At 73.8% G+C, this 9766-nt stretch carries 10 protein-coding genes; 2 read left to right on the top strand and 8 right to left on the bottom strand.

The genetic code is table 11. The features are described from left to right. Positions 1-81 precede the first annotated feature (81 nt). From ACFWVC_RS38120 to lipB, 4 genes are all read right to left on the bottom strand, one after another. Positions 82-762 carry a DUF4191 domain-containing protein gene (locus tag ACFWVC_RS38120; RefSeq protein ID WP_384299175.1) on the bottom strand — a complete coding sequence of 227 codons (681 nt, stop codon included), beginning with the start codon at positions 760-762 and terminating at the stop codon, positions 82-84. A gap of 79 nt (positions 763-841) precedes the next feature. Continuing rightward, on the bottom strand, positions 842-1072 hold the full coding sequence (locus ACFWVC_RS38115) for a hypothetical protein (protein WP_384299178.1): 231 nt from the start codon (positions 1070-1072) through the stop codon (positions 842-844). 227 nt (positions 1073-1299) lie between these two features. Next, a complete protein-coding gene (lipA, locus tag ACFWVC_RS38110) occupies positions 1300-2262 on the bottom strand; it encodes a lipoyl synthase (RefSeq protein WP_384299172.1) in 963 nt (320 codons plus the stop codon). An 85-nt stretch (positions 2263-2347) separates the two neighbouring features. Continuing rightward, entirely contained in the window at positions 2348-3133 is a 786-nt protein-coding gene (gene lipB / locus ACFWVC_RS38105; protein WP_384299169.1) for a lipoyl(octanoyl) transferase LipB, read from the bottom strand. 262 nt (positions 3134-3395) lie between these two features. Between lipB and ACFWVC_RS38100 the strand changes: the two genes are divergently transcribed. Continuing rightward, positions 3396-4862, top strand: a complete 1467-nt coding sequence (locus ACFWVC_RS38100; RefSeq protein WP_384299165.1) for a regulator — start codon at positions 3396-3398, stop codon at positions 4860-4862. A gap of 67 nt (positions 4863-4929) precedes the next feature. Here the strand turns inward: ACFWVC_RS38100 and ACFWVC_RS38095 are convergent, their stop codons facing one another. Both ACFWVC_RS38095 and ACFWVC_RS38090 read right to left on the bottom strand, forming a co-directional pair. Beyond that, positions 4930-6171 (bottom strand): NAD(P)/FAD-dependent oxidoreductase, encoded by a 1242-nt coding sequence (locus tag ACFWVC_RS38095; protein ID WP_384299159.1) that lies wholly within the window; start codon positions 6169-6171, stop codon positions 4930-4932. 155 nt (positions 6172-6326) lie between these two features. Then, a complete protein-coding gene (locus ACFWVC_RS38090; protein WP_384299155.1) occupies positions 6327-7229 on the bottom strand; it encodes a TIGR01777 family oxidoreductase in 903 nt (300 codons plus the stop codon). Between the two features lie 49 nt (positions 7230-7278). Here ACFWVC_RS38090 and ACFWVC_RS38085 point away from each other — a divergent pair, with 49 nt between their 5' ends. After that, positions 7279-7764 carry a GNAT family N-acetyltransferase gene (locus ACFWVC_RS38085; protein WP_384299148.1) on the top strand — a complete coding sequence of 162 codons (486 nt, stop codon included), beginning with the start codon at positions 7279-7281 and terminating at the stop codon, positions 7762-7764. A gap of 40 nt (positions 7765-7804) precedes the next feature. Here the strand turns inward: ACFWVC_RS38085 and ACFWVC_RS38080 are convergent, their stop codons facing one another. Both ACFWVC_RS38080 and ACFWVC_RS38075 read right to left on the bottom strand, forming a co-directional pair. After that, a complete protein-coding gene (locus ACFWVC_RS38080; protein ID WP_384299142.1) occupies positions 7805-8320 on the bottom strand; it encodes a DUF4240 domain-containing protein in 516 nt (171 codons plus the stop codon). A gap of 146 nt (positions 8321-8466) precedes the next feature. Further along, positions 8467-9480 carry a helix-turn-helix transcriptional regulator gene (locus ACFWVC_RS38075; RefSeq protein ID WP_384299136.1) on the bottom strand — a complete coding sequence of 338 codons (1014 nt, stop codon included), beginning with the start codon at positions 9478-9480 and terminating at the stop codon, positions 8467-8469. Positions 9481-9766 lie beyond the last annotated feature (286 nt).

The following is a 9766-nucleotide window of genomic DNA, read 5'->3' as shown; positions in this document are numbered from 1 at the left end:
AACGGAAACGGGATGTGCCCCGGACGAATCGAATCGTCCGGGGCACATCCCGTTTCCGTTTCGTATGCGATCGCGCGGGGCTCAGCGGCCCTTCGGCATCCGCATGCCCTTGGGCATCGGACCCTTCGGGACCGGCATGTTGCTCATCAGGTCGCCGAGCGCCCGCAGGCGGTCGTTCACCTCGGTGACCTTGGGGCCCGGCACCACGCGCGGCAGCTTCAGCAGCGTCGCGCGGATCTTCTTCAAGGAGACCTCGCCCTCGCCGTTGCCGACGATGATGTCGGTCACCGGCACGTCGTAGACCACCCGCGCCATCTTCTTCTTCTCGGCGGCCAGCAGGCTCTTCACCCGGTTCGGGTTGCCCTCGCCCACCAGCACGATGCCGGCCTTGCCGACCGCGCGGTGCACGACGTCCTGGTTGCGGTTCATGGTCACCGCGGGCGTCACCGACCAGCCCCGGCCGACGTTCTCCAGCACGGCCGCCGCGGCGCCCGGCTGTCCCTCGAGCTGCCCGAAGGCCGCCGCCTCGGCGCGCCGCCCGAAGACGACCGCCATCGCGAGGAGGGCCAGCAGCAGGCCGAGGATGCCCGCGTAGATGGGGTGACCGATCACGAAGCCGATGGCGAGGATGACACCGAAGGTGACGACTCCCACAGCCGCGAGGACGAGCCCGACCTTGGAGTCGACCCGCCTGGTCATCTTGTAGGTCTGGGCGATCTGCTTGAGGCGCCCAGGGTTGTTCTCGGTTGTATCCCTCGCCATGCCGCACAGGATACGTGTCCCGCGCGCCGCCGGCCCCACCGGAGGGGGTCGGGAACCGCTGGACGGCGGCCGGAAGGGGCTAGAAGGCGTCCGGACGGCCCGCGCGGGCGGAGACCAGGGCGTCCATGACGTGCTGGGCCTCGCGGCGGTCCTTGGCGCGCTTGCGGTCCTCCAGCACGGCCGACCAGGCGTTGCGGCGCGCGGTCGCCTCGGCGCCGCGGAACAGGAAGGACTCCACGGCGCGCAGCGCGCCCGCGGCGGCGCCGGGAATGGTGCTCTGGCGATGGAGCTGTGCGGCCTCGGCCTGCATGGTGGGGTCCCCCTCAGGACGGCTCAGACGCATGTGGATGTTCCGCTTATCCAGAGTCACCACATTGTGTTACCAGCCCGTGACTGGTCGGTCAAACCGTCGTGAAACCCCGGCGGTCCCTTTGCGTCGGCCTCTTGGGACTGCCGCACGTCACAGACACGTCAGGGGCCCGAGTGGGGCCCCTGACGTGACGAACCGCACGTTCGCCTGCCGAGTGCGGTGGGTGATCAGACCGCCTCGGCGGCCACCGCGCCGCGCCGCTCCATCGCCTGCTGGAAGAGGCGTCCGGCCCGGTACGAGGACCGCACGAGCGGGCCGGACATGACCCCGGCGAAGCCGATCTCCTCGGCCTCCTCCTTGAGCTCCACGAACTCCTGGGGCTTGACCCAGCGCTCCACCGGGTGGTGGCGCAGGCTCGGCCGCAGGTACTGGGTGATGGTGATCAGCTCGCAGCCCGCGTCGTGCAGGTCCTGCAGGGCCTGGCTGATCTCCGCGCGCTCCTCGCCCATGCCGAGGATCAGATTGGACTTGGTCACCAGACCGGCCTCGCGGGCCTTGGTGATGACCTCCAGCGAGCGCTCGTAACGGAAACCGGGGCGGATGCGCTTGAAGATCCGCGGGACCGTCTCGACGTTGTGCGCGAGCACCTCGGGGCGGGCGCCGAAGACCTCGGCGAGCTGCGCGGGGTCCGCGTTGAAGTCCGGGATCAGCAGCTCGACCTTGGTGCGGCCGGCGGCCCGGTCGGCCGTCATGGCGTGGATCTGCCGGACGGTCTCGGCGTACAGCCAGGCGCCGCCGTCCTCCAGGTCGTCGCGGGCGACGCCGGTGATGGTGGCGTAGTTCAGGTCCATCGTGACGACGGACTCGCCGACACGGCGCGGCTCGTCGCGGTCGAGGGCCTGCGGCTTGCCGGTGTCGATCTGGCAGAAGTCGCAACGCCGGGTGCACTGGTCGCCGCCGATGAGGAAGGTGGCCTCACGGTCCTCCCAGCACTCGAAGATGTTGGGGCAGCCCGCCTCCTGGCACACCGTGTGCAGGCCCTCGCGCTTCACCAGGCCGTGCAGCTCGGTGTACTCGGGGCCCATCTTCGCCCGGGTCTTGATCCACTCGGGCTTGCGCTCGATGGGGGTCTGGCTGTTGCGGACCTCCAGACGCAGCATCTTGCGGCCTTCAGGTGCCACAGCTGACACGGTCGACTCCCTCTCGCGACTTCATTTCCTCGGAGAACATCAGCCTACGCCCGTGGATTCCCATCTCTGACCGTCTCAAGCCGCCTCAGACCGCGCGCGGCAGCGGCTCGGCCGACTCCAGAACGGCCCGCAGGTGCTTCTCCACGACCGGCAGCACGTCCGTGACGCCGATCGCACGGCCCAGCTCGTTGCTGAGCGAGGCCACGCCCGCGTCCCGGATGCCGCACGGCACGATCCGGTCGAACCAGGTGTTGTCCGGATCGCAGTTGAGTGCGAAGCCGTGCATGGTGACGCCCTTGGCGACCCGGATGCCGATCGCGGCGAGCTTGCGGTCCTCGCGGCGCTGGCCGGCGTTGGAGGGGGCGTACTCCGGGCCGGACAGCCGCGGGTCGAACTCGTCGTCGTGCAGCCGGGGGTCGAAGTCCAGGGTCAGCCCGGGGATGACCGGCGGGCGGTCCTCGATCGGGTCGCCGAGCACCCACACCCCGCTGCGGCCCTCCACGCGGGTGGTCTCCAGCCCGAACTCGGCGCACGCGTTGATCAGCGCCTCCTCCAGCCGGCGCACGTGGGCGACGACGTCGACGGGGCGCGGCAGCTTGAGGATCGGGTAGCCGACGAGCTGGCCCGGGCCGTGCCAGGTGATCTTGCCGCCGCGGTCCACGTCGATCACCGGCGTGCCGTCCAGCGGGCGCTCGCTGTCCTCGGTGCGGCGGCCCGCGGTGTACACCGGCGGGTGCTCCAGCAGCAGGCAGGTGTCCGGGATCTCGTCCGCGAAGCGCGCCGCGTGCACCCGGCGCTGCTCCTGCCATGCCTCCTGATACTCCACGGCGTTCTCGCCGAAGCCCAGATGGACGAAGTGCAGCTCACTCACTGCCGCTCCCTTGTGATCGCCTGCGGCGGCGCCTGTTTCATCGGTATCGGACGCCTCGGCAACTGTACGTCCGTCGCGGCCGCACCTTGTAGGGGGCTGCAGATAGCACCCGAATCGGGCGGACGGAAGGATTCCGGGGTTATGCGGGGGCAGGTTCACCCGTTACAGCGAATGCGAGGCTCCGGTAGTGAGCGTCCCGGCACAGAACGTTACATTCGCGCCGTTCTGGAGATAGCCCGGAAGGCAGGGGACCGCACCACTGATGTCCGACCGTTCCTCGCAGCGCCCCCCCAACCGCCAACTCGCGGCCCTCATCGCCGAAGCCGGCTTCTCCAACGCGGGGCTCGCCCGCCGCGTGGATCAGCTCGGCATCGAGCACGGGCTCGACCTGCGGTACGACAAGACCTCCGTCACCCGCTGGCTGCGCGGCCAGCAACCGCGCGGCACCACCCCCGCGCTGATCGCCGAGGTCTTCACCCGGCGGCTCGGGCGGCGGCTGTCCGCCCACGACCTCGGCCTCGACGCGGTGGCCCCGGTCTACGCGGGGCTGGAGTTCGCCTCGTCCCCCGAGGAGGCCGTGGAGATCGTCTCCGGGCTGTGGCGCAAGGACACCGGCAGCCAGGCCGACCTGCGCAAGATCGCCTTCACCCCGGCGGGCCTGGTCGTCCCCAGCCGCGACTGGCTCATCGGGCGCGCCGACGACCGGGTCGGGCGCAACGCCGAGCCGGGCCCTCCCGGCGGCGGCGTGGCCCGGCTGCCCGCCCAGCGCACGCGCGGGGACGCGGCGCCCCAGGTGCCGGGAGGTCCCGGCGGGAACCGCGTCACCATGGGCGACCTCGCCGCCCTGCGCTCCGTCGGCGAACTCTTCCGCTCCCTGGACAACGCCTTCGGCGGCGGCCACGCCCGCCAGGCCCTGGTCCGCTACCTGGAGCACGAGGCCGAGCCGATGCTGCGCGGCACCTACGGCGAGACCATGGGCCGCCGGCTGTTCGCCGCCGTCGCCGACCTGACCCGGCTCGCCGGCTGGACCTCCTACGACATCGGCGCCCACGGGCTCGCCCAGCGCTACTTCGTGCAGTCGCTGCGGCTCGCCCAGGCGGCCGGCGACCGGGTCTACGGGGGCTACGTGCTGGTCACGATGAGCCGCCAGGCGGTCTACCTCGGGCACGGCCGCGAAGCCGTCCAGCTCGCCCGGGTCGCCCAGCAGGGCGTCGGCAGCGGGGCCCCGCCGGTCGTCCAGGCGCTGCTGCACGCGGCCGAGGCCCGCGGGCACGGCCTGCTCGGCGAGGTCCGGGCGTGCACCGCGTCGCTCGTGCGCGCAGAACGAGCCCTGGAGGCCGCCCGCGCCGGGGACGACGTGCCGTCCTGGGCCCGCTTCTTCGACGAGGCCCAGCTCGCCGACGAGTTCGGCCACTGCCACCGCGACCTGCAGCAGTACCGCGCCGCCTCCCAGCACGCCGAACGCTCCCTGCAACTGCGGCCCGCCGCCTACGCCCGCAGCCGCCTGTTCTGCCGCACCGTGCTCGCCACCGCCCGCCTCGGGCTCGGCGAGGTGGACGCGGCCTGCGCGCTGGGCGCCGAGGCCATGCAGGCCGCCGTCGAGATGCGCTCGGTGCGCGCCCTGGAGTACGTCCGGGACTTCGGCCGCCGCCTCGACGCGCACCGCGACGCGTCCTCGGTGCGCGCCTTCCACGACCGGGCCGCGGCCCTCGGGGTCCTGGTGGGCTGACGCACGGGGCGACGGCCGGCCGGCCGGTACCGGGGAGCAGACCCCGGCCCCGGCCGGTCCGGGCCGCTCACGCGGCCAGCGGCTCCGTCCGGGACCCCGGGCGCAGGCCCACGTCGCGCAGCAGCCGCTGCGCGGCCCGGCGCCCGGAGAGCATCGCGCCCTGCACCGTGCTGGTGTCCCGGTGGTCGCCGCACACGTACAGCCCCTGAAGGACGCGTACCGGGCGGCGCAGGTCGTGCGGCGCGGGCATGGCGGGCACGGCCTCCGGGTCGTGGTGCACGGCCAGCCGCCGCCAGCCCGCGGTGGAGGTGCCGTAGAGCTCGGCGAGGTGGGCGCGCACGGCGTGGTCGTCCGGGTCCTGGACGGCATCGGCACCGAGGAGCACCGAGGTCACCAGCGTCCGGCCGACCGGCGCGCGGGAGGGGTCGACCAGGCTCGCCGGGAGCGAGTGCGAGACCGGGCCGCGCCGGTCCGCGTCCAGCACGAGCGCGGCCTCCCGCAGCGGCGCGGTCGGGGCGGAGTGGTGGACCACGGTGACGGCGTGGAAGTCCGGTACGCGCAACCCCGGCAGGAGCTCGGCCGCCGCGCGGGCCCCGGTGGCCACCACCACGGCCCGGCACGGCAGTTCCTCCTTGTCCTCGGTCAGCACCGAGTTGGTGGAGGCCGCCACCGCGCGCGTCCCCAGGCGCAACGCGCCCTCCGGCAGCGCGCCCGCGAGCTGCCGCGGCAGGGCCTGAGCGCCCCCCGCGGGCAAGCAGGTGCGCCCCAGGGCGAAGGCGCGCAGCACCAGGTCGGCGCAGCGGCTGGACGTCGTCAGGAAGGGGTCGCACAGCAGCGCGGAGAGCAGCGGCCGCAGATACCCGTCGACCGCGCGGGGCGCCAGCCCGCGCGAGGCGAGCGCCTCGGCGGCCGTGGTCTCGGGCCGCTCCAGGAGCCGTTCGACCGGGGTGTCGGCCAAGCGGTGCAGCGCCGTCCGCAGCCGGGCCTTGTCCAGTGGCGACCCCAGCGGGGCGCGGGCCGCCGCCAGTGCCCCGCGCGGGTCGCCGACGCGGTAGCCGCGGCCCGCGGCCCGCACCAGGACGGCGGGTGAGAAGGGCCGCAGCTGGAGATTGTCCAGGCCCGGCGTGCGGAGCAGCTCCGGATAGGAGGTGTTGAGCAATTGCGGCCCCCGGTCCAGCAGAAAGCCGTCCACCTCGTCGGTGGCCATGCGCCCACCGACCCGGTCGTCGGCTTCCAGGACGGTCACCTGGAGCCCGGCACTGATCAGATGATGCGCCGCCGACAGACCGGCGACGCCGGCTCCGATCACGCATACGTCCGTTGAAGAACCGGTAGAGCGTGCTGTTGAGAGCACGTTGCCCCTCCCCGAGGTCGGCACGTTTCCCCGCTCGCGTCAGCTGGCGCTGGAAGCGTCATGCCCAGAACTTCGCCAACTGATGCCGCCGGAAGGCCGCGTGGTGGCATTCAGTGCCGTTCGTCGGCCAGCGCGGCGCGGATCGCCTCGTCGATGCCGGGGTGGGCGAAGGCGAAACCGGTGTCGAGGAGTTTGCGGGGAACGGCCCGTGTACTGCCGAGGATGTCGGTGGAGAACTCCCCGACGACGGTGCGCAGGACGGGCCCGGGGACCGGGAACAGCGCGGGCCGGCGCAGTACCCGGGCCATGGCGGCGGTCACCTCGGCGTTGGTCACCGGCTCGGGCGCGCACACGTTGACCGGACCGGAGACCGCGTCATGGCCGGCCATGTGGCGCAGCGCCGCGACCTGGTCCTGCAGCGAGATGAAGCTCCAGTACTGCCGCCCGCTGCCCAGCCGGCCGCCCAGTCCCGCCTTGAACAACGGGAACAGCCGCTCCCAGGCGCCGCCCCGGCCCGAGACGACCAGGCCCGTGCGGGCGAACGCGGTCCGGATCCCGGCGTCCCGTGCCGGGGCCGCGGCCGCCTCCCAGTCACGGCACACGCCGGGCAGGAAGCCGTCCCCGTACGGGGTGCTCTCGTCGACCCGGCGGTCGCCGGTGTCACCGTACGCGGTGATCCCTGAGCCGCTGACCAGCACGCGCGGCGGCGCGCCCAGCGAGGCCAGCGCCCCGGCGAGCGTCGCGGTGCCCCGCACGCGGCTGTCGTGGATGGTGCGCTTGTACGCCGTCGTCCAGCGGTGGTCGGCCACCCCCGCCCCGGCGAGGTTGACCACGGCCTCGACGCCCTCCAGGGCAGTGGCGTCGATCTCGCCCCCCTCGGGGTCCCAGCGGGCCTCGTCCGGCCCGGAGGGCGGGCGCCTGACGAGGCGTACGACCTCGTGGCCGTCGGCGAGCAGGGAGCGGACCAGGGCGGAGCCGATGAGGCCGGACGAACCGGTGATGGCGAAGCGCATGGGGACATCGTCGCGCGCCCGCGCGCCGGGTTGTGGCAGGGTGACGCGCATGTCCGGGATACGTGTGCGCGCCGCCCTGCTCTCCGACGACACCGCCCTGGCCCGGCTGGACCGTGCCACCTGGTCGACACTGCACGCGGTGTCGCCGCCGCCGGAGGAGCACGGGGACTTCTTCAGCGAGCGCTTCGGACCGGACGCGTACCTGGTCGCGGAGGTGGACGCGCGGCCGGCCGGATTCATCCGGTTCGCGCCGCCGACGTCGCTGGCGTCCAACACCCACGTACGCCAGATCCAGGGCCTGGCGGTCGACGGCTGGGCACGCGGCCGCGGCGTCGGGCTCGAACTCGTCATGGCGGCACTGGAGGCCGCTCGCGGGCAGGGCGCGCGGCGCATGACGCTGCGGGTGCTGGGCCACAACACCCCCGCCCGGCGGCTGTACGAGGCGGCCGGCTTCACGGTCGAGGGCGTCCTGCCCGGGGAGTTCCGGCTGGACGGTGCCTATGTGGACGACGTGTTCATGGGGCGCGCGCTGTGACGGCCGCCGGGAGCGGTGCCGGCGCCGAGGGGGCGGCGGCTCAGCCGAAGCGCTCCCACAGCCGGGGGAAGCGCTGCGCCACCGCGTCCGCGTTCTCGAAGTCGACGTAGACGCCCTCCGGCTCGGCCGGCTGCGGCGGCAGGTCCAGGTCCGGCAGCCGCATCCCGGTCAGTTGCTCGTAGGCCTCGTCGGCCGCGTAGCCCAGGTCCTCGGAGTCGCCGTCCACCTCCGGGTCGAAGCGCTCCGCCAGCTCCGCCAGCGCGTCCGGGTCGTGCACCGCGCCCTCGAACACATGCCGTCCCTGCCCGATCAGCCAGCACCGGAAGAAGTCGAACGCGTCGTCACCGGCCCCGCCCAGCATCAGATCGGCGGCGCCCCACACGTCCCAACGGTAGGCCCGGTTGAACCGGCTCTCGAAGTGCCGCGCGAAATCGACGACGGACTCAGGGTCGAGCCGCGTGAGCCGCTCCACCAGCAGATCGGCGTGTTCCTCCGGGTCCCCGCCCGCCGCCGTCCGGGCGCTGTCGACGATCTCCCAGAACTCCGTCTCGTCCATCACCGCTCCAGCATCCTGTCTGCGGTCTGCCCCCGCACGTGGAGAGACGCGGATGCGCCCGTGTCGTGACGTTACTCTCCCCGCGCGGGTGCCGACGCCACGGTCGGGGCCGGAGGCCGGTACGGGAGTTGACGGGGCGGCGGAAGTCAGCCGGCGTAGGCCGCCGCCATGGTGCGGGCGGCGCGGGCGAAGCGGGCGCGGAGCGGGGCGGGGGAGAGGAGTTCGGCGTCGGGACCGAGGGCGAGCAACTGGTGGTAGGCGACCTCGAGGGACTCCACGGGCAGGGTGACGGTGACGCGGCCGTCCGCGTCGGGCGGCGCGGCCGCGGCCAGCGCCTCGCGGGCGGCGGCCCCGTCGGCGACGTACGGCAGGTGCCGGGCGCCGTCGGGGGTGAGCCGCAGCACGACCTCGGCGCGCAGTACGGAGCGCGCGAACTCGGCCGCCCGTGCCGCCCAGAACGCCGGCAGGTCGAACCCCGGGTCCCTGGCGAATCGTTCGGGCAGGACGTCCGCCGCGGTGAAGCGGTCCACCCGGTACACCCGGACCTCGCCCTCGGCGCCCACAGCGCCCTCGACCCGCTCGGCCCGCTCAGACCCCTCCACGCGCGCCACGGCGTACCAGACACCCGCCTTCAGCACGAGCGCGTACGGCTCCAGCTCCCGTTCCACCTCCGTGTCCGCGCGCCGGTACCGCGCCCGCAGCCGGCGGTCGCCCCACACCGCCTCGGCCAGGGCGGGCAGCAGCGGTGGCGTGGCCGGCTCCTGCCACCACCCGGGCGCGTCCAGGTGGAAGCGCTGCGCGGCGGTGCGCGGGGCGTCCCGCAGCTCGGGCAGCAGCGCGGCGGACACCTTCAGCCGGGCCGCCGATCCCGCGCCGTGCAGTCCCATCGCCTCCAGCGCGGCGGGCACACCGGACAGGAACAGCGCCTCCGCCTCCTCGCGGGCGAGCCCGGTGAGCCGGGTCCGGTATCCGTCCACCAGCCGGTAGCCGCCGGCGCGCCCCCGCTCCGCGTAGACCGGTACGCCCGCTTCCGACAGCGCCAGCACGTCCCGGCCGACCGTCCGCTCGGACACCTCCAAGGCCTCGGCGAGCTCGGCCGACGTCATCGAGCCGTGGGACTGAAGGAGGAGGACGAGATGGATCAGCCGGGCCGCGCGCATGCCTTCGAGGCTAAGCCCTCGGTCCGACACCGCGGCGGGGCCGGCCGGGAGGTCCGGACCGGCCCCCTGTGGTGCCCGCCGCGCGCGCCTCGGCGCGAGGGGAAGGTCGACGCGGCGGGCCACCTGCAAGGGCGTTGAGGCGACTGAGGGGGGCGGTGCCTCCCCGCCCTTGCCGGCGGTGCATGGCCATGCGCCCTTCTGTACGTGCGCCGCGCCCCGGCCACTCAACCGCGGCGCGGGATTTCTCACGGGAACGGCGAAGGCCCCAGCCCGGTGGGGGCTGGGG

The sequence above is a fragment of the Streptomyces sp. NPDC058691 genome (assembly GCF_042714775.1).
Lineage (GTDB): Bacteria > Actinomycetota > Actinomycetes > Streptomycetales > Streptomycetaceae > Actinacidiphila.
Note: the sequence above shows the minus strand (reverse complement) of the source record. Positions and strands in the feature narration are given on the sequence as shown.